A 24119-nucleotide genomic window follows, 5' to 3' on the forward strand; every position below is an offset into this window, starting at 1 on the left:
CGCCGAGCGCTCGTCCGGAAGGTGCCCGCCCGATGTCCCCAGCCCTGCCCGCCTGGTCGCGCCCCTTCACCGCGGCCGGCCCGCTCGACGCGCTCCCGCCAGGCGCTCCCCGGCACGCCGAGCTGATCGACGGCGTGCTCGTGACGCGGCCGCCGCAGAGCGCCTTCCGCGTGTTCGCGACCCGGCTGTTCGAGCGGTCGCTCAGGCCGCCCGCGCACCTGGCGGTGATCCGCTCGATGACCGTGGCCCTCGGGCCGCGCCTGCTGCTCGCGCCGGACGTCCTGGTGGCCCGCAGGCCGGCGATCGGCCCGGCCACCACGTCGTTCCGTCCTGATCAGGTGCACCTCGTCTGCGAGGTGGTCCCGGCGGCGTCCCGCGAGCGGGATCGCCGCGCCAGGCCGATCGGGTACGCCGGGGCGGGCATCGAGCACTACTGGCGGGTGGAGTGCGAAGACGACCAGCCGGTGGTGCACGCCTTCCACCTCGACCGCGACGCCGGGGTCTACGTGTCCGCCGGCGTCCATCGCGGGCGGCTGCGCCTCGACGTCGGGTTCGACGTGGACATCGACCTCGGCCTGGAATGGCCGCCCGCCTAGCTCCGGGCGTGGCCATGAGGGGCCCAGGCGGTCCTGGGGCCCCTCGGCGGCGCGGACCGGCAGCGGCCGGGGTCAGCGGTGCCGGCGGTACTGCAGCTCCATGATCCCGCCCTCGGAGGCGAAGCTGGAGACCAGGTCGAGCCGGTAGGACTTGGGGAAGCCGTCGAACAGCCGGGTCCCCTCGCCCGCGACGTAGGGGAACACGCTGAGCCGGAACTCGTCGATCAGGTCGAGCCGCATGAGCGACCGCCAGAGGCCGACACCGCCCCAGACCAGGATGTGGCCGTCGCCGTCCAGCCGGAGTTTGTCGATCTCCTCCGCCGGGTCGCCGTCGGCGACGGTGGTGTTGGCCCAGTCGGCCGTCTTCATGGTCCGGGAGAAGACGACCTTGCGCCCGGCGGTCAGGATGTCGGCGAACGGGTGGTCGGTGGCGGTCGTCATGCCCTTGGCGATGCCCTCGTAGGCGTTGCGGCCCATGACGTGCGCGTGCGCGCTCCGCAGGAAGTCGAGGTAGGCCGGGGAGTCGGGCCGGTTGTTCTCGGGCAGGTCGAAGCAGAACTTCCAGAAGTCGGTGCCCTCATCGGCGAGCAGGCCGTCGAGGGAGTAGTTGAAGACCGTCGCTATGAGCTTCCGCATGATCGCATCTCCGTGGTCGCGGGTCGTCCGGTGACACGTACGACACCGGAGCCGCCCGGAAATCATCGGTGTCCGGCCGGCCGCCGCTCAGTACTTGTCGACGCAGATGGTCAGCGCGGGGACGGGCCACGTCCAGGAATGTCTGGTCACGCCATCGCAGGCGGTGGCGTCCTTGTCGGCGTTCCCTCGCAGAACGCGCCGCACGGTGAACGTCTTCGGCGCTCGGCATTTCCGGGCGAAGTCCACGAACTCATCGTTCTTCGACCACTTGTAGCAGTAGTTCCGCCCGAATTGGTAGGCCAGGCAGTAGAGCACGTCGTCGTGGATGAGATAGCGGTGGTTGGTCGTGCCGTCGCAGAGCCCGGAGGGAGTGGTGATGGCGGCCACCCGATAGGGCGCGCCCTGCTTGCAACTGTCGACCACAGGCGCGTCCGGCAGTCCGGACAGGCAGTCTCCGACCTCGAAGGCGGCCACCGGCTCGCTCGGCTCCACGGTCGGGGCCGAGGTGGGTGGCGAGGTGGGTGGCGCCTGGGTGGGAAAGTCGGTGGGCGCGGGGAACGACGACGACGACGTCTCGGCGGGCTCAGTCGTGGCCTCCGAAGAGCCGGTCAGGGCCTCGCGTACGTTGTTCTTGACCACGTTCTTCGCGACCACCGCGAGCACCACCAGCACGACGGCCACCACCGCGGCCCCGATGCCGACCATTTTCGACCGTCCGGCACCGGAAACCGCCTCGGCCTGCCGGGCAGGCGGCGAGACCGGCTCCGGCCGCGCGGCCTCGCGTAATCGCGCGGCCCACTGCGCGGGCATGGGACGGCTGAACGGCGGCTGGTCGAGCGCGGTCGTGGCGAACTCCGCCAGGCCGGGATGGACGGCGGCCAACGCGGACACGTCGGTGGTGGACGGGTCACGGGCGAAGACGCGGACGGCCAGCAGCGCGAACTGGTAGGCGTCACCCTGCGGCGTCCCCGGCTGCTCCCCGGCGGGGATCCGCCGGTCGGGCGGCGTCTCCACGGGCGGCAGCGCCCGCGCTCCGCCCAGCCCCATCGCGTCGCAGCCGATGAGGAAACATCCCGGCGGCGGCTCTGTCGTGAACAGCACGTTCCCAGGGGACAGGTCGCCGACGACCACGCCCGCCGCGTGCGGGCGGGCGAGCGTGTCGGCGAGATCGGCCAGGATCAGCAGGCGGTCGCGGTCGGTGACGTCCTCCTGGCCGAACAGGCGGTCGAGGGTCGCGAGCCGGCGTACGGCGCCGGACGGGGCGGGCGTCTCGCGGAAGAACCGCTGTGGCACGGTACGCATCAGGAAGCCGACGACGGCGCCGTTCTCCTCCACCAGTTCGGCGGGCCAGGCCGCGCGCTCCTCCAACCAGGCGGCGTCCGAGGGGGAGAGGCGGCCGGCCAGCTGCGTCATCGCGGTGAGGACGGCGACGTCGAGGCCCGGTCGGACGTCGTAGTCGATCTCCTTGTACGCGACTCCCGGCCGGCCGTTGATCCTGCCGCTGAGCTCCTCGTACACCATTCCCTGGCCCTCGCGGCCGAGCGGCCGCCCGAGGGCGAGCTTTGCGCGGCCGATCACGGTTTGTCACCTCTGGCCTTGACCATGCAGCGACCCTAGTTCCGCGGGCACCGGAGATCAAAGAGACATGTCTCACCTCCGGCACCGAGCCCGTTCGGCCGCCGACGACTTTCCCGAGAGGAAAACAGATGCTACTTTCCTTACAGGAAAGCAGTAGCCGACCCCGGAGAAGGCCCATGAACCAGCACGACGCCCAGACTTCGCTCGACGACATCCACCGCCTCCAGGCCAGGACCCGGCAGCAGATCGTCCGCCAGAGCTTCGCGCTCCCCCGCGTGCTCGTCTCCGCGCTCGGCCTCTTCGTCATGCTCGCGGCCTTGGACCTGCCGAGCCCGTGGTTCTACCTCGGCGCGGCGCTCGGGGTGGTCGTGTACGCGGGCGTGGGGATCGTCTACGAGCACCGGGCCTCGGTCCGGCGGAAGGCCACCGGCCGGGAGGCCCTGTTCCACGGCGTGCTGCTGGCCTGCGTCATGGTGGGCTTCGGCATCGGCCGGATCGCCTCCTTCGCGCTGTTCGACCTGCCGTCGCACGGGCTGCTGTCGCAGGCGGTCGCGGGCGCGGTGGTGGCGGCCCTGGTGTACGTCGCGGCCACGCCCGTCAACCGCCTGGTCATGAGGTCGATCGTGCGGCAGGACGGCGGGGTCGCCTGATGGATCCGCTCTTCGACGAGTTCCTGCACGTCCCGGCGCGTCTGTCCATCGTGGCGCTGCTGGCGCCGGCCGAATGGGTGGACTTCGGCTTCCTCAGGGACTCGGTCGGCACCAGCGACTCGGCGCTGTCCAAGCAGGTCTCCGCGCTGGCCGCCGCCGGATACGTGGTCGTCCGCAAGGACCAGGACAAACGGGCGCGGCGGACGTACGTGCAGCTCACCCCGCAGGGGCGGTCGGCGTTCCAGCGGCATGCGGCGGCCCTGGAACGGATCGTCGCCCTCGCCCGCGACTCCGCCGCCCGTCCCGCCGCCGACCAGAAGTGACGGGCCCCGCCGGGGCCTTCGGCAGGGCGCGTGTCGCGCTCAGCTGTTCCAGTCCGCGTAGATCACTGCGGCCAGCTCCTGTTCCGTGGCGCCCTTGCGGGCCAGGGCCTTGGTGGCCTGGGCCTGGGCCGTCGTGGGCAGGCGGCCCTCGATCAGCACGGGCAGCGAGAGCCGGCGCACCAGCACCTCCGTGGCCGCGATCCCGTACGGGCGGCGCGTCACGGCCACGTTGACCCGCAGCGCGTGCTCGTTGCCGGGCGGCACGCCGGGGCGGTCGATCTCGACGGCCGAGTAGCGGAACCCGTTCGCGAGGTCGCAGGAGGCGCATCCGGCCGGGCCGCGGCTCAGCCGGCCGCCGCACTCGGGGCACGTCAGGCGGTCGTAGGCGGCGTCCACGACCCGCCACGGGTGCTTGTCGGGCTCGTCGACCACCATGCGGGCGATGAGCTGCTCGTCCGGCGGGGCCACGGTGCCGAACTCCGCCAGCAGGAAGGCACGCCAGCCCTCCTCGACCAGTTCGTCCACCAGCCCGGCGCAGCGGTCGCAGTCCGGCGCGCCGGCGGGTTCCTGATGTCCGCACACCTCACATCGCCGCATGGCCGAACCGTACAAGCCGGGCTGGTCACGGCGCACCCGGTTATCGGGCCGCCGTTTATTCGATTGTGAGTGCCCGGCCGGACCCGGCATACTCGTCCGCGTCGATCGCAGCGAGACGAAGGGAGGCTGAGACCGTGACGACCGTTGCCCGCGTGCCGTTTTCCGCGACCTCAGACCTTCCCACCAGGTGTCCGCTGACCTGATCCGTCCGGCGAGCCGGTGGGGCCTCGAAACTGGAGACATCTCACCGTGCCCAAGCACTCGCAACACCGCCGCCGTGGCAAGTTCGCGCTCGACGCCGACGACATCGAATGGCTCGAAAGCACCCCCGAGACCGATGACGGCCCGCCCGAGGGCGACCGCTGGTCCACCTGGGACCAGAGCACGCCCACCGAGAAGGGGCCGAAGCCGCACCCCGGCTGGCTGGTCACCGAGCTGGCCGCCGTCGACACCGAGCTCGGCCTGCTCAAGACCGGCAAGGAGGCCGACGTCCACCTGATCTCCCGGGGCGTGCCGGGCACCGACCGGGTCTGCCTGCTGGCGGCCAAACGTTACCGCTCCTCCGAGCACCGCCTGTTCCACCGGGACTCCGGCTACCTGGAGGGCCGCAGGGCCCGCGAGAGCCGGATGAACCGGGCCATGGCCAACCGCACCGCCTTCGGCAAGCAAGTGATCGCCGCGCAGTGGGCGGTGGCCGAGTTCACGGCGCTCTGCCGGCTGTGGGAGCTGGGGGTGCCGGTGCCGTACCCGGTGCAGATCGTGGGGACGGAGATCCTGGAGGAGTTCGTCGGCACCCCCGACGGGTACGCCGCCCCGCGCCTGGCCCAGGTCTCCGACGGCCTCGACGACCTGTGGGAGCAGCTCGTGGCGGCCATGGTGACGCTGGCCGCGGAAGGGCTGGCGCACGGGGACCTGTCGCCGTACAACCTGCTGGTGCACCAGGGGCGGCTGGTGATCATCGACCTGCCGCAGATCGTCGACGTGATCGCCCATCCCACGGGCCCGTCGTACCTGGAACGGGACGCCCGCAACGTGGCCACCTGGTTCGCCGCCAAGGGCGTGGCCGCCGCGGACCCCGACGCGCTCGCCGACCTGCTCCGCAAGGAGTCCGGCCGGACGTGACCGGCGGAACGCGCGCGGCCCGGCCGCCGGAGCGCCGGGCCCGTCCGCGCGGATCGGCTACGTACGAGCGGGGACGGGCAGAGGCCGTTCCTCCCCTGCCACCGCCGGTAGCCGGGTGTCGAGGAGGACGCGTACCGCACCCACCCACACCATCGCCGAGCCCAGCAGGTGGGCGAGGACGACGACCTCGGGCAGGTCCGTCACGATCTGCGTCAGGCCGACGAGCCCCTGGCCGAGCAGCACGGCGAGGAACAACGTGGTGCGCCGGTGGGCCGCCGAGCCCGGCTCGCGCCGGGTCCTGAGCCACAGGGCTACGGCCAGGCCGAGGCTGAGCGCGGCGGCGACCCCGTGCAGCCAGACCATCGCCGTCCAGTTGAACGGCATGCGCGGCACGTCGGAGGAGTCACCCGCGTGCGGCCCGGTGCCGGTGACGATCGTGCCGGCCGCGACCACCAGCGCCACGGACGCCACCAGCGCCGCCGGAAGGCGGCCCACCGGCACGGAGAGCGGTCGCGCGGGCCGGTCGAGCAGGCGGGCCTTGTGCCAGACGACCGTGGTGGCGGTCAGGAACAGCACGGCGGCCAGGAAGTGCGCGGCGACGAGGTACGGGCTCAGCCGCGCCCACACGGTGAGGCCGCCGACGACCGCGTTCAGCACGACGATCCAGAACTGCACCCACCCCCACCGGGTCAGCTCGGGCACCGGACGGCGCTGCAGCCGGGCCACGACGATGAGCCAGCCGACGGCGACGCACACGACCCCGGACAACACCCGGTTGGTGAACTCGATCGCGCCGTGGACGCCGAGCTCGGGCGTGGCCGCGAAACCGGCCTCCGAGCAGCGCGGCCACCCGTCACAGCCCAGCCCGGACCCGGTCAGCCGGACGACTCCGCCGGTCACGATGATCATCAGGCTGGTGGCCAGCGCCGCGCCCGCGGCCCGGCGCAGGGCGGCTCGTTCGAAGGCGACCCGGGCGGCGAGCCACTGGAAGGGAGTGGTCATGGGGGAAGAGGTCTCTCTGCTGCTCGGCGAACCGCCGCGGGGCGGCCGAAAACACGATCAAGACCTTACTCTACAGCCCGTAGAGCACCCCTCCCGGCTCCACTTTCCTCGGCAGGTGTCCAGAGCCGTGCGGCACCCCCTTGCGGCCCGGGACGGCCACCTCCGCCGATGGCCGGAGGTGGCCTGCTTCCCCCGCGGGTCAGCTGGTTTCGTTCTTCTTGGTGACCTCACCGGTGGCGGCGTCGACCATCACCTCGTGCTTGGTCCCGTCCGGGGTCATCACGTCCGACTTCCAGACGGTCTTGCCGTTCTCGGTGTCGAGCTTCAGCTTGGTGACGCTTCCCTCCGGTACGGCCGCGGCGACCTTGTCGGCGGCCTGGGCGTAGTCGAGCTTGGCCTCGGTGATGCGGGTGTGCATCTTGGCCTTCTCCTGCTCGTCCATCTGCTCGGCGGTCGGCCCCTTGACGACCTTGCCGGACTTCACGTCGACCTGGTGTTCCGTGCCGTCGGAGCCGACGACCTTGACCTCCCAGACCATGCCGTTCTCCTCGCTCTCGACGGAGACGACCTTGGATCCGGGCACCGCCGCCATCGCGACCTTGGCGGCGTCCTTGAGCTCTCCGGCTCCTGGCTTCATGGACGTGGTGCCCGGCGAGGGGGACATGGTCCCCGTTTCGGGCGGGCTTTCCATCGACGGAGACGGGCTTCCCATGGTGGGGCCCGGCGTGGGCTCGACGGCGAACTGGCCGACTTCCCGTACGGCGCCGCAGCCGGCTGCGAGCAGCGCCGCACCGACCAGTGCCCCGATGATCGACTTGTTCATACCTGGACCGCTGCCCCAGGAACCCGCCTTCATTCCCGCAGGTCAGAACCCTGAGCCACGGCCGGGGCCGGCGAGGGCGCGCCACGCGGGGACCCGCCGCCGGCCCGCCGGCCCCTACTGGACGACCGCTTCACGCATGCTGTCGGCCCCTACTGGACGACCGTTTCGCGCATGTCGCCGGCCCCTACTTGACGCCTGCTTCGCGCATGTCGCGCAGCTCGCGCTTGAGCTCCTTGATCTCGTCGCGCAGCCGGGCGGCCACCTCGAACTGAAGGTCGGCGGCCGACTGGTGCATCTGCTCGGTCAGCGACTCGATCAGCGACTCCATCTGCGCCCGCGGCATCTCGCCCGCGATGGCCTTGGCGTGCTGGCCCGCCTGGCGGGCGGCGAAGCCGGGCACCGGGGCCTTGCCGCGCGACTGCTGACGGCCGCCGCCGAGCAGCTTGTCGGTGTCGGCGTCCTCGCGCTGGAGGGAGTCGAGGATGTCGGCGATCTTCTTGCGCAGCGGCTGCGGGTCGATGCCGTTGGCCTCGTTGTAGGCCATCTGCTTGGCCCGGCGCCGGTTGGTCTCGTCGATGGCCCGCTCCATCGACGGCGTGATCTTGTCGGCGTACATGTGGACCTGGCCGGACACGTTACGGGCGGCGCGGCCGATGGTCTGGATCAGGGAGGTCTCCGAGCGCAGGAAGCCCTCCTTGTCGGCGTCGAGGATGGCCACCAGCGACACCTCGGGCAGGTCGAGACCCTCGCGCAGCAGGTTGATGCCGACCAGCACGTCGAACTCGCCGATGCGCAGCTCGCGCAGCAGCTCGATGCGGCGCAGCGTGTCGACCTCGCTGTGCAGGTAGCGCACCCGGATGCCGAGCTCCAGGAGATAGTCGGTCAAGTCTTCGGACATCTTCTTGGTCAGCGTGGTGACCAGGACGCGCTCGTCGCGCTCGGCGCGCTCGCGGATCTCGTGGACCAGGTCGTCGATCTGCCCCTTGGTGGGCTTGACGACGATCTCGGGGTCGACCAGGCCGGTGGGCCGGATGACCTGCTCGACGACGTCGCCCTTGACCCGCCCCAGCTCGTACGGCCCGGGCGTGGCCGACAGGTAGACCGACTGCCCGATGCGCTCCAGGAACTCCTCCCACTTCAGCGGCCGGTTGTCCAGCGCGGACGGCAGCCGGAACCCGTGGTCGACCAGCGTGCGCTTGCGCGAGGCGTCGCCCTCGTACATCGCGCCGATCTGCGGCACGGTCTGGTGGGACTCGTCGAGGACCAGCAGGAAGTCTTCGGGGAAGTAGTCGAGCAGCGTGTTGGGCGCGGTGCCGGCGGCGCGGCCGTCGAGGTGACGGGAGTAGTTCTCGATGCCGGAGCAGGTGCCGATCTGGCGCATCATCTCGATGTCGTAGGTGGTGCGCATGCGCAGCCGCTGGGCCTCCAGCAGCTTGCCCTGCCGCTCCAGCTCCGACAGGCGCGCGGCCAGCTCGGCCTCGATGCCGGCCACTGCCGCCGCCATGCGCTCCTCGCCGGCGATGTAGTGGGAGGCGGGGAAGATGTAGAGCTCTTCGTCCTCAGTGATGACCTCGCCGGTCAGCGGATGCATGGTGGCGAGCTTCTCGATCTCGTCGCCGAACATCTCGATGCGCACGGCCAGCTCTTCGTACTTCGGGATGATCTCGATCGTGTCGCCGCGCACCCGGAACGTGCCCCGGGTGAAGGCCAGGTCGTTGCGCGTGTACTGCATGTCGACCAGGCGGCGCAGGAGCTGGTCGCGGTCGACCTCCATGCCGACGCGGAGCCTGGCCATGCGGTCGACGTACTCCTGCGGGGTGCCCAGGCCGTAGATGCACGAGACGGAGGCGACCACGATGGTGTCGCGGCGGGTGAGCAGCGAGTTGGTGGCCGAGTGGCGCAGCCGCTCGACCTCGTCGTTGATCGAGGAGTCCTTCTCGATGTACGTGTCGCTCTGCGGCACGTACGCCTCGGGCTGGTAGTAGTCGTAATAGGAGACGAAATACTCGACCGCGTTGTTGGGCAGCATCTCGCGCAGCTCGTTGGCGAACTGGGCGGCGAGCGTCTTGTTGGGCTGCATGACCAGCGCGGGCCGCTGCAGCCGCTCGATCAGCCAGGCGATCGTGGCCGTCTTGCCGGTGCCCGTGGCGCCGAGCAGGACGCTGTCCTTCTCCCCGGCCCGGACGCGGCGCTCCAGCTCGGCGATGGCCGTCGGCTGGTCGCCGGATGGAGTCATCTCGGTGACGACCTCGAAAGGCGCCACCTTCCGCTGCAAATCTGTGACCGGACGCATGCTGCCACTGTAGGCGGCGCCACCGACAGAAACCGTCAGGCCATGGGCTGCCCGATCCGGGGGAACGGCGTGGTGGAGAACACCACCTCGACCGGCACCTCGAAGTATCCGGCAATGCGCAACGCCAGGTGAAGACTCGGGCTGTATTCGCCCCGCTCCAGGTATCCCACGGTCTGGTAGTGCACCCCCAGCGCCTGCGCGAGCTGCCTGCGGCTCACCCCCCGCTCGGCGCGCAGCAGCGCGATGCGGTTGTGGACGGTCTCGCTCATCAACCCTCCAGGTAGCAGACCTGCTCCATCCATAACACCCCTGCTATGGGACGTAACAGTCATATGACGACACATTGCAAGCGAACAGCAAGTCATACCCGATACGGTCGGATTCGCCTGTAGCGGAAAAGGAAGGTTCGATGTCACGACCCCGAGAGGCACTGATCCAGGCAGGTCAGGGCATAGCCCAAGCGGTCGCTCAAGGAGGTGACGTACGGCAGGCGATGAGCCAGGCGATCGGACAGGTCGCCGACCAGGCCGGCCAGCTCACCGGCCAGGCCCCCGGCTTCGCGCTCAACCCGCACGACTTCGCCGCCGCCCGCGACGGCGGCGCCTCCGTCGGCACGCTGATCGAGGCCAGGTCCGCCTCGCTGAACGAGGCCGGCGAGATCGTCAACCGCAGCTTCGCCGAGAACGGCATGCACGTCATCTCACCGGTGGTGATCCCCAAGGGCAGCACGGCCAAGGTGGTCATCCCGCTGACGGTGCTGGTGGTCCTGGGCCTGATCGGCGCGCTCGGCGGCATCGTGCCGGGGTCGGACATCTTCTTCGGCCCGCACTACTGGGTGGTGCTGGTGCTGGCCGCCGCGTTCCTGTGGTGGCGCCGGAGCGTGGTGATGGTCCCCGAGGGCTGCAAGGCGCTGATCACCAAGTTCGGCAAGCTGGTGCACATCGCCGACCCGGGCCGGGTGACGCTGTTCAACCCATGGAAGCGGGTCAGCTACATCGTCAACACCACCCGCGAGTACCCGTTCAACGCCCCCATCAGGGAGGCGCCGACCCAGCAGGGCGTCAAGGCCAGCGTCGACCTGTTCCTGCAGTTCAGGATCGAGAACCCGGCCGAGTTCATCTTCGTGCTCGGCTCGGTCAGCGGCTTCCAGTCCAAGCTGCAGAACGCCATCAGCGAGGTCACCCGCTCGCTGATCTACGCCCAGCGGGCCGAGGACATCTACGACCTGGTGGGCGAGAGCACCCTCGGCATGCTGGAGAACCTGAACCAGCAGTTCCTGCCCGCCGTACGGCTCACCGACGTGAACATCACCCACGCCGAGCCGTCCAGCCAGGAGTACCGCATGGACCTGGCCGCCCCGGAGATGGTCCGGGTGGCCAAGGAGGCCTACACCTACGAGTACGAGCTCCAGCTCCGCAAGGAGCAGAACGAGGGCGACCTGGTCAAGGAGCTGGCGGGGCTCCAGGAGACGCTCAGCGCCATCCAGGCCGAGATCGCCGGCTACCAGGCCCGCATGGACACCGCGCTCGAACGCGCCAGCCACCAGGCCACCGCGCAGGCCAGGCAGCGTCTGGTCGAGGCCGAGTCCACGGCCAACGCCAACGCCGCGCTCCTGGAGGCCCAGGCCCTGGACATCCGGGCGCTGTCGGCCGCCGAGGCCCCCGAGATCCTCGACTACCGCTTCCAGCAGGACCTGCTGACCAAGCTGGAGTCGGTGGCCACCCGGCTGCCGCAGGTGGTGCAGGTGGGCGAGCAGACCGACATCGACTTCCTGGCCCTGGCCCAGCAGCTCGTGGGCGGCAAGGGCGCGGCGCTGTTCTCCGCCGAGGACATGGCCGCCATCCGCGGCCGGCTCGGCGAGATCGCCGCCCGCGTCAGCAGCCGCGAGGACGAGATCGCGGCCCTGCTGAAGAAGGCCGCCGCCGACGTGAGCGAGCCGCAGGCGACGCCTGAGCCCGACCACGACCTGGAAAGCACGGTCGAGCGCCTGCTGCCCGGCCGCCTGAGCGAGGGTGAGGTCCGATGACCCGCGAGTTCTCGAAGATCAAGGAGTCGCTGGCCTCCTGGTCCGACATCCGCCAGCTGCTGCGCGGCGGCGAGCAGGGCCAGCTCGTGCCGGTGGTGATCCCCAAGGACCGGCGCGGCTTCGCCTGGGTGGCGCTCGTCCTGCTGGCCCTGTACTTCGCCGGGATGGCCGCGCTCACCGACCTCACCCTGCCCGCCGCGCTGGCCTCGCTGTTCTTCCTGGTCGTGGCGCTGGTCACGATCTGGCGCCAGGCGATCATCGAGATCGAGGAGGGCACCACCGGCGTGCGCAGCCGCTGGGGCGCGATCACCGGCACGCTCCCGCCGGGCCGCCACTACCTGTGGCTGCCGTGGGACCGGGTGGACGCGGTCGTGGACACCTCCACCGAGATCCCGTACTCGGCGCCGATCGTGGCCTGCCCGACGGCCGAGAACGTGCCGCTGAAGTCGATCGAGTTCTTCCTGAAGTTCCGCATCGTGGACCCGGTGGCGTTCGTCCGGACGATCGGCGCGGGCAACTTCGACCTCGTGCTCTCCAGCGCCGTGCAGGACGCGATCAGGCAGCGCAGCCGGCGGGTCAACACCGAGCGCGCCTACGACCTGCGCGGCTCCGACGTCGGGGACATGCAGGAGGCGCTCAACCGCCAGCTCGGCCGGTACGGCGTGCGCGTCACCGGCGCCAACATCCCCGACGTCCAGCTCCCCGACCAGTACCAGCAGCACCTGGCCACCCGGGAGAAGGTCGCCAAGGAGCTGTCGGCCTACGAGCGTGAGTGGGAGCTGACCCGCAAGCGCCGCATCGACACGCTGCTCATGGAGATCGAGCGCTCCAAGAAGACCCGCGACGCCCGCGTGGTCGAGGTCAAGGCCGCCCACAACACCGCGCGCAAGAACGTGGCGCGCATGCTGGAGGAGCAGGAGACCGAGGCCCAGCGCGTGACGTGGGAGATCGAGGCGCGCGGCAGGGCCGACCTGACCGCCGCCGAGAACGAGGCCAAGGCCCTGCGCAGGCTGGCCGAGTCGTACCGCGACAACCGGGCCGTGCTGCAGTACGAGCTGGCCCGCCGGCGCCTGGACGTGGGCGCCAAGCTCGCCGAGAACGCCCCCCAGCCGCTGGTCGTACGGACCCAGCAGGGCCAGGCCGACTCGGCGCTGTCCACCCTCGTCCTGGCCCAGCTGCTCCCCCGCATCTCGGGCACGGGACACCTCGCCGCCAACGGCCAGACCCCCACCGCATAGGAGAGACCCCATGGTGTTCCGCAAGTTGATGGCCGCCTTCGGCGCGGGCGTCGAGGTCGACACGGTGCTGACCGACGCGACCGTGCGTCCCGGAGAGCCGCTGCGCGGCGTCGTGCACTTCCGCGGCGGCGGCTCCGACTACAAGGTCGAGGGCATCTACCTCGACCTGACCGCCGTGGTGGAGGTCGAGAGCGGCGACAACGAGTACAAGACGACCTACAGCTTCCTGCGCCAGCAGGTGGCCGGGACGTTCCAGCTCGCCTCGGGCGCCCAGCACCAGCAGCCGTTCGAGATCATGGTGCCGTGGGAGACGCCGATCAGCGCGATCGGCGGCCACCCGCTGCACGGCATGCGGCTCGGCGTCCAGACGGAGCTGGCGCTGGCGGGCGCGATCGACAAGGGCGACCTCGACCCGCTGTTCGTCAGCCCGCTGCCGGCCCAGGAGCACGTCATCGCCGCCCTCGACCGGCTGGGCTTCGGCTTCAAGAAGGCCGACCTGGAGCGCGGCACGCTGTACGGCTCGACGATGCCGTTCTTCCAGGAGATCGAGTACTACGCGGGCGGCCAGTGGCGGCGGCACTTCAACGAGCTGGAGCTGACGTTCATCGCCGGTCCGCGGCAGATGGACGTCATCCTGGAGGCCGACAAGCGCGGCGGCTTCCTGACCTCCAGCCACGACACCTACAACCGCTTCACCGTGCGCTACGACGACCACCCCGGCGCGGCCGACCAGGCGTTGCAGCACGGCCTGGAGCAGATGGCCCGCCGCCGCGGCTGGTTCTAGCCGGGCGCTCCCCTGAGCCGGGCGGCGTCCCGGCTCAGGGGACCCGGTACATGCGCTCGGTCCAGGCCCGGTAGCGCCAGGTGTGCCCGACGCGGTAGTCGTGGCCCAGGTAGACGCCGAAGACCTGGCGCTTGAGCTCGCGCAGCGCCCCCGCGACGTTGGGGGCCCAGCCGGTCATCGGGTAGCCACGGTAGGAGACCGCCCGCAGCCCCAGCCCGCTCGCCGCGGCCAGCGCGAAGCGGGCCGAGGCGACGTGGTCGGGGTGGTCGCACAACCCCCGGCCGGTGGGCGGCTCGGGGTCGAGCGTGCGCAGCACCGTCGGCCGGAAGCGGGCGTAGAGCGCGCGCAGCACGCCGACCACGTCCCGCCGGCCGACGCAGCGCCTCTCGGGGCCGGCGCCGAACCGGCGCACGCAGGAGCGGTCCTGCCACAGCCTGGTCAGCGCGTCGCGGCCGCCGTCGGCGCGCGGGTCGCCGCCGTCCGGCAGCCCGACGAAGGCGAGCCTGACCGCCGGCCTGTCGGCCAGCTCCTCCAGGCGGACGGGGAAGCCGCCCGCCGTGATCGTGGTGACCCGCCAGACGTCGGGCGCGCCGGCCAGGAAGGCGTACGCGGCCCGCAGGCCCCGCGCGCGGTCGCGGGTGTAGGCGACGGGGTCGCGGTCGTCGTCCCAGCCGGCCTGGCCCTCGCCCGCGGTCAGGTAGACGGTCACCGTCGGGCGGTGCCACTGGACGGCGCCGTACAGGTCGGGGCTCATGAACAGCAGGTCGTCGTCCGGATGCGCCACGACCTGCAGGAACCGCTCCGACGACGACGGCCGGTGGACCTCCGCCCACGCCGCCGCGGGCGGGGCCGGGCACGCCAGCACGGCCACCAGCACCAGCGCCAGCGCGGCCGCCGAGAACATCCTGATCCCCTTCATCCCCACCCCCGTGCGCTTCCAGTATCGAGCCTGGTCAGGTCCCGGTCCTGAGCTGCCAGGGGGAGATGTCATGTCATTCCCGGGTAGGAGATACCTCCTTCCCGTGCGCTGGAAGTCGCATGCCGGCGGTCGTTACGATGACCTAGGGATTGACTGATCGTCGGACGGGTGGGCGAACGATGGCACGGTTCATGGCGGCGCTGAAGCGGGTCGCCCCATGGGCGGCCCAGAACGCCGACGGCGCCATCGCGCTGTTACTGGCCATCGTGATCGGCGTGCTCGGCATCATGCCCGACACGGTGGTGCCGACCGATGTGCAGACCCAGCTCGTCAACGCCGCGACGCTGGTGATCATGGCGCTGGTGGCCACCGCCCTGCTGCGCGACCGCGCCCGTCAGGCCCCGGTCGAGGAGACCATCACCTCCGGCGCGCTGGCCCAACTCCCCGTCCGGCTGTCGCGGCTGGAGGAGATCGAGACGCTCGTCCACGGCACCCGCAAGGCCCTCGACGCGCTGCAGCTGGTCAGGGTGCTGGGCAGCAAGCAGGAGATCGCCCAGATGCACGCCGAGGCGCGCAAGGACACCACCCGGTGGAGCTTCAAGGGCGGCACCGGCACCTACCTGCGCGCGGTCACCCTGCCCGAGTGCGTGGCCGCCGCCCGACGGGACAAACGGCACCTCGTGGTGCGGGTCGAGGTGATCGACCCGTCCAACGTCGAGGTGTGCGAGACGTACGCCCACTACCGGCGCTCCCTGTCGGACTCCCCCGACGCGACCGGCGAGACGTGGACCACCGACCGGGTCAGGAAGGAGTCGTACGCGACGATCCTGGCCGCCTTCTGGTACCGCCAGCGTTACGGCCTGCTCGACATCGAGGTCGGTCTGTCGTCGTCGATGACGACGTTCCGCTGGGACCTGTCGGCCACCCGGCTGATCATGACGGTGGAGGACCCCAACCGCGCCATGACCGCGCTGGCCGGCACGTTCTACTACGAGAACTGCGACACCGAGCTGCGGCTCAGCTTCGAGCAGGCGCGGCGGGTGCCGATGGACATGTACAAGAAGGCGCCGCTCGGCGACGAGCCCACGATCGAGGAGGTCCAGGACCTGTTCGGTCGCATCGGGGTGCCTCTTCCCAAGGCCTACGACGGCCGCGACGTCGTGGACATCGCGCGCAAGGCCCTGCGCGCCGTCGATCCCTACGGCGAGGCGCGTCCTGCGGCCCTCCGACGAGACGGAACGTGAGTGCGACTCATGAGCTACCGGTCGGTCTTCCAGCGGGTCCGCGACGGACAGGCCAGGTCGTGGGCGCTCGGCGTGCTGCGGGAAACCGCGCGCCCCAGGGCCGTACGCCATCCGCTCGGCTTCGTCTGCCTGCCGCTGGAGCGTGAGGGCGGCGAGGGGGTATGCCTCCACCTGTGGTCCGACTCGCTCCAGCACGCCGAGAGCACCACCTCGCAGATCCACTGCCACAGCTGGGACCTGGTCAGCCACGTGCTCTACGGCCAGGTGCGCAACGTGCACGCGGTGGTCACCGACGCGGGGCCCGACGCCACGCACCGGGTGTTCGAGGTGGTCAGCGGCGCCGACGGCGACCGCATCTCGCCCACCCGCCGCACCGTGCGGCACGCGACCGGGCTGGTGGAGCTGTTCGGCCCCGGCGACACCTACACCCTGCCGGCCGACCGCTTCCACAGCAGCGTGGTGCCGGAGGGCGGCGAGGCGGCCACGATCGCGCTCGGGCGCGGCCGGCCCGGCAGCCGCGACCTGTCGCTCGGCCCGCTCGGGGCGGGCGGCCACCACGTTCCCCGGGAACCGCTGAACGCCGAGGAGACGGCGCTGGCCGTCCGGCTGATCACCGCCCACCTGACCTGAGGGGTGCCCGATGGACCTGGATCACGCTCGCTCTGTGGCCGTCGAGGCCGCCCAGGCCGCCGGGGCGCTGCTCGCGGCGGGCACGCGTGGGGCCGTCGGCATCCGGGCCAAGGGCGAGGCCGGCGACGTCGTCACCGATCTCGACCTGGCCTCGGAGAAGCTGCTGGTCGAGCGCATCCTGACGGCCTTCCCGTCGCACACGATCGTGGCCGAGGAGTCCGGGCTGATCGGCGCGGCGGGCGGCGAGTGGACGTGGCTGGTCGACCCGCTCGACGGCACCAACAACGTGGCCATCGGGCTGCCCACGTACGTCGTGGGGGTGGCGTTGTGCCGGGGCGGGCGGCCGGTGCTGGGCGTGGTGCACGACCCGGTGACGGCCCAGACCTGGTCGGCGATCCGGGGGCGCGGGGCCGTGGCGTCCACGGGGGCGCGGCTGGCGCCGCCGTACACGGCCAGCCCGCACGGCCCGCTGCTGGCCTGGACCCAGGGGTACGGCGTGAGCAGGGGCGACGCCACCGTGCTGGCGTTGAAGGCGGCGCTGGAGGCGGGCGCCCGGCGGGTGCTGCAACTGTGGGCGCCGCTGCTGTCGTGGGCGATGCTGGCCCGCGGCGACATCGACGGCATCGTCGGCTACCGCGCCGAGGCGGTCGACCTGCCGGCCGGCGCGCTGCTGGCCCAGGAGGCCGGGATCGAGATCAGGGCGCTCGACGGCGGCCCGTTCGAGGAGAGCATCGACGGCACGGCCGAGGACCGCAGCTTCGTGGCCGCCCACCCGCGCGCGCTGCCCGGGCTGATGTCGCTGCTGCCCGGCTGACGCCTCCGGCGCTCAGCCGAACGTGACCAGGGCCCAGACCGTGGCCAGCAGCCCGGTGACGGCCAGGCCGGCGCCGGTGAGCAGGAAGCGGCGCAGCGGCACCGCGACGCCGTGGCGGCGGCACGACTCGAACCACAGGAGCGTGGCCAGCGAGGCCCACGGGGTGATCACCGTGCCCACGTTCGTGCCGACGAGCAGGGCCAGCAGGCGGTCCTGGTCGGCGGCCGGGATGACCGCCTCGACAGCCTTGTAAGCGGGCAGGTTGTTGATCGCGTTGGACAGGCCCGCGCCCACCGCGGCCGTCCGGTACGGGTCGCCCTCCGTGCCGATCATCCACGTCATCAGCGCGTCGAGCCCGTGGGCGCTGAGCGTGGGCACCACCAGGAACAGCCCGGTCACGAAGATGACGAGCTGCCAGGGCAGCAGGCTCCAGGTCAGCTTGGGCCGGTCGCGCAGCAGGAAGGCGGCCACCACCAGCACGGCCGCGGCGGTGGCGGCGACGGCGACGTGCGCCTTGAGCAGCAGCAGGGCGATGAACAGCAGGCAGCCGGCCGAGGCCGCGCCGAACAGCACGCGGTCGGCCACCGGCTCCAGCACCGGCGGCGTGTAGCGCAGGTCGCGGCGCTCGCCCCGGCGCCAGAAGAACACCCACAGGAACACCATCGTCACCGCGATCGAGGCGATCTGCGGGGCCCACATGCGGGCGGCGAAGCCCTGGGCGTCGAGGCCGAGCTTGTCCACGCTGAGCAGGTTGGTCAGGTTGGAGACCGGCAGCAGCAGGCTCGCGGTGTTGGCCAGCCAGATGGTGGTCATCGCCAGCGGCAGGGCGGCGATGCGGGCCCGCGGCGCCAGGGCGAGCATGACGGGGGTGAGCAGGACGGCGGTGGTGTCAAGGTTCAGAAAAATCGTGACAAATGACGCGAAAGCCGTACAAAGAAAGAAAAGTGCGGCATAGTTACCGCAGCCGAGCACCGCCATCCTGGCCGCGATGGCGTCGAAGACCTGCGCTTCCTTGGTCAGCTCGGCCAGCACGATGATGGCGACCAGGAAGATCAGCAGCGGCCCGATCGTCTCCAGGCTCTCGACGGCGTCGCGCCACGGCAGCAGACCGGTCGCCACGAAGACCAGACCGAGAGCAAGCAGCCCGATCCGGATCAGATCGAGCACAGCCAGACGCCGCCACACCCGACGATGATCGCACACTGACTCCAAATCACCGATTCCTCGGTGGATACTGAGCAGATGGCACGTGACGGCAGGCCGACCGAGATCTTCGTCAGCTACTCCCCGGCCGACACCGCCTGGGCGACCTGGATCGCCTGGGAGCTGGAGGCGGCCGGCTACCGGACCATGATCCAAGCCTGGGACTTCGTGCCCGGCACCAACTTCATCGACTTCATGGACCGCGGGGTCAGCGAGGCGCAGCTCGTCGTGGCCGTGCTCTCGCGCAACTACCTCACCTCGCGCTACGGGCGCATGGAGTGGCAGGCGGCCATGCGCGCCGACCCCGACAACCCCTCCAACAAGCTCGTCACGATCCGGCTGGAGGACGTGCAGCTGGAGGGCCTGCTGTCCACGATCACCTGGGTCGACCTGCTCGGCGTCACCGACTCCGGGCAGGCCAGGGCGCTGCTGCTGGGCCGGGTCGGCGAGGCGCTGGCCGGGCGGGCCAAGCCGGCGGCCGCCCCCGCCTTCCCCTCCGGCCGGGTCGTGCCGCCTCCGGCCGTCCCGACGCTGCCCCCGACGACCGACCTGGCCAGGGCCCGCCGCACCCCGGTGACGGCCCCCAAGTTCCCGCCCTCGGGCGGCGACGACCGCGGGCGCGAGTCGGTCAACGTCCTGCACATCGGCGGGCCGAGGTTCGGGCGGGCGCTGCCCGATCCCGGCGAGCCGTTCACGCCGGAGGACATGCAGGCCCGCATCTGGGCCGACCTGACGGCCATGTACGACCGGGGCATGCCGCGTCCCGACCTCATGGTGGTCAGCGGCGACCTGACCGAGTCCGGCAGCCTGGGGCAGTTCGCGCAGGCCACCCAGTTCGTCACCGACATGCGGCTGCTGATCGGGCTGGAGCCCCACCGGCTGGTGCTGCTGCCCGGCCCGCGCGACGTCACCAAGGCCGCGGCCAGCGCGTACTTCATGACCTGCGAGGCCGACGACGTGAGCCCGCAGCCCCCCTACTGGCCCAAGTGGCGGCATTTCGCCGGGCTGTTCCGCGAGGTGTACCAAGGGCTCGACGACCGGGTGTTCGACGGCGGCCAGCCCTGGACGTTGTTCGAGGTGCCCGACCTGAGGGTGGTCGTGGCCGGGCTCAACTCGACGATGGCGATGAGCCATCTGGAGCGCGACGCGTACGCGCTGCTGGGCGAGGCGCAGGCCGCGTGGTTCGCCGAGCGGCTGCGCCCCTACGAGGAGAGCGCCTGGCTGCGGCTGGGCGCGATCGGCCATCCGCCCGCCGCGTTGCGGGACGCGCCCACGTTCGACCGGCTGCTCACCCACCGGCTCAACCTGCTCTTCCACGGGTCCGGCGCGGGCGTCCCGGCCGCCGAGCCGCGGCCGGGCTTCGCAGCGGTCGCGGCCCCGCGCTCCGGCCGCCACCAGGTGATCGAGATCTCCCCCGACGGCATGCGCACCTGGACGCCCGACACCGGCAAGCCCGCGCGCGCCCGGCACGGCTGGCGGGCGGTGCGGGCCACGTTCACCGGCGAGACCCCCGGCACCCCGCCGCCCGCCCCCCAGCCCGAGGAGCGCGAGCCGAGCCCTGTGGAGCTGCTGCTCGACCGCATCACCGAGGTCTGCGAGGCCCGGCACGAGCGGGCCAAGATCCGGCGCTTCCCCGACCATCTGGTGGTCACCCATCCCGAGGACGGGTTCGTCCGGCAGCTCATGATCGGCGCGCACGTCGGCGAGCTGACCGAGGCCGCAGCGACCGGGTTCGCCCGCCGCGCCCACGCCGCCGACCTGGCCGCCGAGCTGATCTACCAGGGTCCGCCGGCCTCCCGCGCGCTCCGCGACGACCTCATGCGCAAGGGCGTGCGGGTGCGCAGCTTCCTGGAGTTCCAGGGCCTGCTCGACCTGTCGGGATATGTCGCCGAGCAGACCGCCCGGCTCACCGGGGACCGCCGCTACCCGCCCGGCCTGTACGTCCCCCAGCGCTACCGCGAGCTCGACCGGCCGGGCAGCCAGATCAGGCAGGGGCTCACCGACGAGCTGATGCGGCTGCTGGCCGCCGACCACGGCCGGTTCCTGCTGCTGCTCGGCGACTTCGGCCACGGCAAGACGTTCGCGCTGCGCGAGCTGGCCAGGCGCATCCCGGCCGAGCTGCCGCACCTGACGCCGATCTTCATCGAGCTGCGCGCCCTGGACAAGGCCCACTCGGTCGACGCCCTGGTCGCCGCCCACCTGGCCGGGCACGGCGAGGAGTTCATCGACCTCAAGGCGTTCCGCTACCTGCTCCGGCAGGGGCGCATCGTGCTGCTGTTCGACGGGTTCGACGAGCTGGTCACCCGGCTGACCTACGACCGGGCGGCCGACCACCTGGCCACCCTGCTGGCCGCGGCCGAGGACAAGGCCAAGATCGTGGTGGCCAGCCGTACGCAGCACTTCAAGTCGCACAGCCAGGTGCTGACCTCGCTCGGCGAGATGGTGGGCGTGCTGCCGCAGCGGCGGGTGCTCAGCGTGGAGGACTTCACGCACGACCAGATCCGCTCCTACCTGGCCAACCGGTTCGACGACGGCGACGAGGCCGGCGCCCGCATGTCGCTCATGGGCGAGATCAAGGACCTGCTGGCGCTGGCCCAGAACCCGCGCATGCTCAGCTTCATCGCCGACCTCGACGCCGACCGCCTGCGCACGGTCGCCGGCGCCCAGCACACCCTCAGCCCGGCCCTGCTGTACGAGGAGATCCTCAGCACCTGGCTGGCCTTCGAGGAGCGGCGGGCCCGCGTGCCCGGCTCGCCCGGCGCGTTGTCGATCGGCGAGCTGTGGCGGGTGGTGACCGCGCTGGCGCTGCGCCTGTGGGACAGCGGCGAGACGCTGCTCGGCGTCGACGAGCTGACCGAGATCGGCGAGACGCTGAGCGACCTGGCCTCGGGCCAGCTCTCGCCCGCGCACGCCGCGCACGCGATGGGCTCGGGCAGCCTGCTCGTGCGCACCGAGGAGGGCATGTTCGGGTTCATCCACGCCTCGGTGATGGAATGGCTCATCGCCCGCCATATCGCTGCGAACCTCGACAATCCCCTCCCGCTGACCCGCAGGCCGCTGTCGGCGCTGACCGTCGAGTTCCTGTGCGACCTGGCCGACGTACGGGCGTTGCGCGCCTGGGTGGCCGACCCGCCCGCCGACGACGTGGCCATGGCGAACGCGGTCAAGATCGCGGCCAGGCTGCGCACCCCGGCCAAGGCCGACCTGCGCGGCGCGAACCTCAAGGGCGAGGACCTGTCGGCGCGCGACCTGCAGGAGGTCGACCTGACCGGCGCCGACCTGTCGGAGGCCACCCTGGCCGGCACGAACCTGTCCAGGGCCGTCCTGCGTGACGCGAGCCTGGCCGGCGCCCGGCTCGACGGCGCCCGGCTGACCGGCGCCGACCTGACCGGGGCCGACCTGTCGGGCGCGCGGCTGGCGCAGGTCGACCTGAGCGACGTCACGGTCGAGGGCGCCCGCTGGCACCGGGCGTCCCTGATCAACGTCACCGGCACGCTGCCGCACCTGCCGGGCGCGGCGGTGGTGCCGGGCCAGCCGGTGGAGGTGGAGTTCGCGCCGGCCGGCATCGGCGTCCCGTACGGCTACCACTTCCAGACCTCCCGCCTGCCCGAGCCCATCGCCTACAGCCCCGACGGCTCGACCATCGCCATCGGCAACGAGGACGGCGGCGTGCTGCTGTGCGCGGGCGGCTCCCCGGTCCGCACCCTCCAGGGCCACCGCGGCCGCGTCTACGCCGTCACCTTCGCCGGCGACCTGCTGGCCACCGGCGCGAGCGACGGCACGGTCCAGCTCTGGGACACCCTCACCGGCCGGCGCCTGCACACCCTGACCGGCCATCCCGACGGCGTGTGGCCGGTACGCCTCAGCGCCTCGGGCGAGCTGGTGGCGGCCGGCGGCGGCGACGGCGTGGTCCGGGTGTGGGAGACCGCGACCGGCCGGCTGGTCCACGAGCTGCCGGGCCACCGGGCGCCGGTCTACACCGCCTCCTTCGGCCGCTCGCAGCTGGTGACCGGCGACTCCGCGGGCGTCGTCCGGGTCTGGGACCTGGCCACCGGGGAGACGGCCGTGACCCTCGACGGCCACCGCGGCAGTGTCTACCGGGCCGTGCACAGCCCCGACGGCACCCTGCTGGCCACCGGCGACGAGGCGGGCACGATCCGGCTCTGGGACACCGCCACCTGGTCCCCCCGGCACGAGCTGACCGGCCACACCGGCAGCGTCTACTGCCTGACGTTCTCCCCCGACGGCTCGATGCTGGCCAGCGGCGACACGTCCGGCAACGTGCGCCTGTGGGAGCCGTCGGGCGAGCCGCTCGGCGTGCACACCACCCACACGGCGGCCGTCTACCAGGTGACCTTCAGCCCCGACGGCCGCACGCTGGCCAGCGGCGACTCCGGCGGCACGGTCCGGCTGCAGCCCGTGGGCGGCGGCAAGCGCGTCGAGCTGACCGGGCATCGCAGCTCGGTCTGGCCGTTCGCGTTCCGTCCCGACGGCCAGCAGCTGGCCACCAGCAGCAACGACGGCACCGTGCGGCTGTGGGACCCGATTTCCGGGCAGTGCCAGCGGGTGCTGCGCGGCCACGGCCGGCGGATCTCGTCGGTGCGCTTCAGCGCCGACGGCTCGATGCTGGCCACCAGCGGCAACGACGGCGTCGTCCGGGTGTGGGAGCCGCGCACCGGGCGGCGGCTGCGGGAGTTCACCGGCACCGCCGACCGGCTGATCTCCGCGCTGTTCTCGCCCGCCGGCCCGGTGCTGGCCACCTCCAGCAACGACGGCGGCGTGCACTTCTGGAACGCCACCACCGGCGACTACGAGCGCGAGCTGCACGCCGAGACCGACCACGTGTGGGCCGAGGCGTTCAGCCCCGACGGCAACATGCTGGCCACCGCCAACGACGACGACAGCGTCAAGATCTGGTACCGGCCGACCGGCCGCATGGCCGTCGACCTGGTCGACCACCGAGGGCGGGTGCGCTCGATCGCCTTCAGCCCCCTCGGCGACTACGTGGCCACCGGCTGCGACGACAAGCTCGTCCGCCTGTGGCACGTCTCCTCCGGCGGCCGGGTGGCGACGCTGGAGGGCCACACCGACCGGGTGTACTCCGTGGCCTTCTCCCCCGACGGCCGCTACCTGGCCAGCGCCGGCAACGACGGCCGCGCGCTGGTGTGGGAGCTGCGGCCCGGCCAGCCCTGGCAGCCGCGCCTGGCGCACACGCTCACCCAGCACGAAGGCCGGCTGTGGAGCCTGGCCTTCGACGCCACGGGCCGCCACCTGGCGACCGGCGGCGACGACATGACCGTGCGGGTGTGGGAGACCGCGACCGGGCAGCTGCTGCACACCCTCACCGGGCACGCGCGCCGGGTGTGGTCGGTGGCCTACAGCCCCACGTCCGACCTGCTGGCCAGCGCCGGCGACGACGGCGTGGTGATCCTCTGGGAGGGCGGCGAGCGGCGGGCGACGCTGCTGGGGCTGCCCGAGGGCTGGGCCGCCCTGGCGCCGGACGGGCGGTACAAGGTGCACGGCGAGCCGGGCGGGCAGTTCTGGCACGTCATCGGGATGTCACGGTTCGAGCTGGGGGAGCTGGATCCGTACCTGCCGGAGGTGAGTCAGGTGCCGCTCGACTCGCCCTTCTGACCGCAGG

20 protein-coding genes are annotated in these 24119 nt (G+C 71.8%); 11 read left to right on the forward strand and 9 right to left on the reverse strand.

The features are described from left to right. Window positions 1–32: 32 nt before the first annotated feature. Window positions 33–596, forward strand: coding sequence for a Uma2 family endonuclease (locus ACWEJ6_RS22375; protein ID WP_452425883.1), 564 nt, complete (start codon window positions 33–35; stop codon window positions 594–596). Window positions 597–668: 72 nt separating this feature from the next. Here the strand turns inward: ACWEJ6_RS22375 and ACWEJ6_RS22380 are convergent, their stop codons facing one another. Further along, the gene (locus tag ACWEJ6_RS22380) at window positions 669–1232 is read right to left on the reverse strand and encodes a dihydrofolate reductase family protein (protein WP_387666662.1); all 564 of its coding nucleotides are present in this window, start codon (window positions 1230–1232) and stop codon (window positions 669–671) included. An 87-nt stretch (window positions 1233–1319) separates the two neighbouring features. Beyond that, window positions 1320–2810 (reverse strand): hypothetical protein, encoded by a 1491-nt coding sequence (locus ACWEJ6_RS22385; RefSeq protein WP_452425886.1) that lies wholly within the window; start codon window positions 2808–2810, stop codon window positions 1320–1322. 176 nt (window positions 2811–2986) lie between these two features. Here ACWEJ6_RS22385 and ACWEJ6_RS22390 point away from each other — a divergent pair, with 176 nt between their 5' ends. Together ACWEJ6_RS22390 and ACWEJ6_RS22395 are read left to right on the forward strand one after the other, a co-directional pair. Beyond that, window positions 2987–3460, forward strand: coding sequence for a hypothetical protein (locus ACWEJ6_RS22390; RefSeq protein WP_452425888.1), 474 nt, complete (start codon window positions 2987–2989; stop codon window positions 3458–3460). Then, entirely contained in the window at window positions 3460–3783 is a 324-nt protein-coding gene (locus tag ACWEJ6_RS22395; RefSeq protein ID WP_358293772.1) for a winged helix-turn-helix domain-containing protein, read from the forward strand. Before ACWEJ6_RS22390 ends, ACWEJ6_RS22395 begins: the two co-directional genes overlap by 1 nt. A 39-nt stretch (window positions 3784–3822) precedes the next feature. On the opposite strand, the gene ACWEJ6_RS22400 is transcribed toward ACWEJ6_RS22395, so the two are convergent. Beyond that, window positions 3823–4380 carry a hypothetical protein gene (locus ACWEJ6_RS22400; RefSeq protein ID WP_387666654.1) on the reverse strand — a complete coding sequence of 186 codons (558 nt, stop codon included), beginning with the start codon at window positions 4378–4380 and terminating at the stop codon, window positions 3823–3825. Between the two features lie 249 nt (window positions 4381–4629). On the opposite strand from ACWEJ6_RS22400, the gene ACWEJ6_RS22405 reads away from it, so the two are divergent. After that, on the forward strand, window positions 4630–5502 hold the full coding sequence (locus ACWEJ6_RS22405; RefSeq protein WP_452425890.1) for a serine protein kinase RIO: 873 nt from the start codon (window positions 4630–4632) through the stop codon (window positions 5500–5502). A gap of 57 nt (window positions 5503–5559) precedes the next feature. On the opposite strand, the gene ACWEJ6_RS22410 is transcribed toward ACWEJ6_RS22405, so the two are convergent. From ACWEJ6_RS22410 to ACWEJ6_RS22425, 4 genes are all read right to left on the reverse strand, one after another. Beyond that, window positions 5560–6504, reverse strand: coding sequence for a COX15/CtaA family protein (locus ACWEJ6_RS22410; RefSeq protein WP_452425892.1), 945 nt, complete (start codon window positions 6502–6504; stop codon window positions 5560–5562). A gap of 199 nt (window positions 6505–6703) precedes the next feature. Beyond that, window positions 6704–7327, reverse strand: a complete 624-nt coding sequence (locus ACWEJ6_RS22415; protein ID WP_452425894.1) for a PepSY domain-containing protein — start codon at window positions 7325–7327, stop codon at window positions 6704–6706. A gap of 184 nt (window positions 7328–7511) precedes the next feature. Then, window positions 7512–9620, reverse strand: coding sequence for an excinuclease ABC subunit UvrB (uvrB, locus tag ACWEJ6_RS22420; RefSeq protein WP_352358255.1), 2109 nt, complete (start codon window positions 9618–9620; stop codon window positions 7512–7514). A gap of 35 nt (window positions 9621–9655) precedes the next feature. After that, window positions 9656–9889 (reverse strand): helix-turn-helix transcriptional regulator, encoded by a 234-nt coding sequence (locus tag ACWEJ6_RS22425; protein ID WP_452425897.1) that lies wholly within the window; start codon window positions 9887–9889, stop codon window positions 9656–9658. A gap of 140 nt (window positions 9890–10029) precedes the next feature. On the opposite strand from ACWEJ6_RS22425, the gene ACWEJ6_RS22430 reads away from it, so the two are divergent. From ACWEJ6_RS22430 to ACWEJ6_RS22440, 3 genes are read left to right on the forward strand one after another with little or no spacing between them, the layout of a single operon-like run. Then, window positions 10030–11646 (forward strand): SPFH domain-containing protein, encoded by a 1617-nt coding sequence (locus ACWEJ6_RS22430; RefSeq protein ID WP_358293784.1) that lies wholly within the window; start codon window positions 10030–10032, stop codon window positions 11644–11646. Beyond that, window positions 11643–12884, forward strand: coding sequence for an SPFH domain-containing protein (locus ACWEJ6_RS22435; protein WP_387666640.1), 1242 nt, complete (start codon window positions 11643–11645; stop codon window positions 12882–12884). The genes ACWEJ6_RS22430 and ACWEJ6_RS22435 overlap by 4 nt, the downstream gene beginning before the upstream one ends. Before the next feature lie 10 nt (window positions 12885–12894). Continuing rightward, window positions 12895–13668, forward strand: coding sequence for a sporulation protein (locus ACWEJ6_RS22440; protein WP_387666638.1), 774 nt, complete (start codon window positions 12895–12897; stop codon window positions 13666–13668). Window positions 13669–13702: 34 nt separating this feature from the next. Here the strand turns inward: ACWEJ6_RS22440 and ACWEJ6_RS22445 are convergent, their stop codons facing one another. Next, entirely contained in the window at window positions 13703–14587 is an 885-nt protein-coding gene (locus tag ACWEJ6_RS22445; RefSeq protein ID WP_452425900.1) for a PIG-L family deacetylase, read from the reverse strand. A 179-nt stretch (window positions 14588–14766) separates the two neighbouring features. Here ACWEJ6_RS22445 and ACWEJ6_RS22450 point away from each other — a divergent pair, with 179 nt between their 5' ends. From ACWEJ6_RS22450 to ACWEJ6_RS22460, 3 genes are read left to right on the forward strand one after another with little or no spacing between them, the layout of a single operon-like run. After that, on the forward strand, window positions 14767–15831 hold the full coding sequence (locus tag ACWEJ6_RS22450; RefSeq protein WP_364331178.1) for a hypothetical protein: 1065 nt from the start codon (window positions 14767–14769) through the stop codon (window positions 15829–15831). Window positions 15832–15840: 9 nt separating this feature from the next. Further along, the gene (locus ACWEJ6_RS22455) at window positions 15841–16461 is read left to right on the forward strand and encodes a hypothetical protein (protein ID WP_358293794.1); all 621 of its coding nucleotides are present in this window, start codon (window positions 15841–15843) and stop codon (window positions 16459–16461) included. Between the two features lie 34 nt (window positions 16462–16495). Beyond that, window positions 16496–17275 (forward strand): inositol monophosphatase family protein, encoded by a 780-nt coding sequence (locus ACWEJ6_RS22460; protein ID WP_452425903.1) that lies wholly within the window; start codon window positions 16496–16498, stop codon window positions 17273–17275. A 12-nt stretch (window positions 17276–17287) separates the two neighbouring features. On the opposite strand, the gene ACWEJ6_RS22465 is transcribed toward ACWEJ6_RS22460, so the two are convergent. Then, window positions 17288–18442, reverse strand: a complete 1155-nt coding sequence (locus ACWEJ6_RS22465) for an SLC13 family permease (RefSeq protein WP_452425905.1) — start codon at window positions 18440–18442, stop codon at window positions 17288–17290. Window positions 18443–18517: 75 nt separating this feature from the next. Between ACWEJ6_RS22465 and ACWEJ6_RS22470 the strand changes: the two genes are divergently transcribed. Next, window positions 18518–24112: a TIR domain-containing protein gene (locus ACWEJ6_RS22470; RefSeq protein ID WP_452425907.1), complete on the forward strand. Its 5595-nt coding sequence runs from the start codon at window positions 18518–18520 to the stop codon at window positions 24110–24112. The last annotated feature ends 7 nt before the right edge of the window (window positions 24113–24119 follow it).

The sequence above is a fragment of the Nonomuraea sp. NPDC004702 genome (assembly GCF_053601695.1).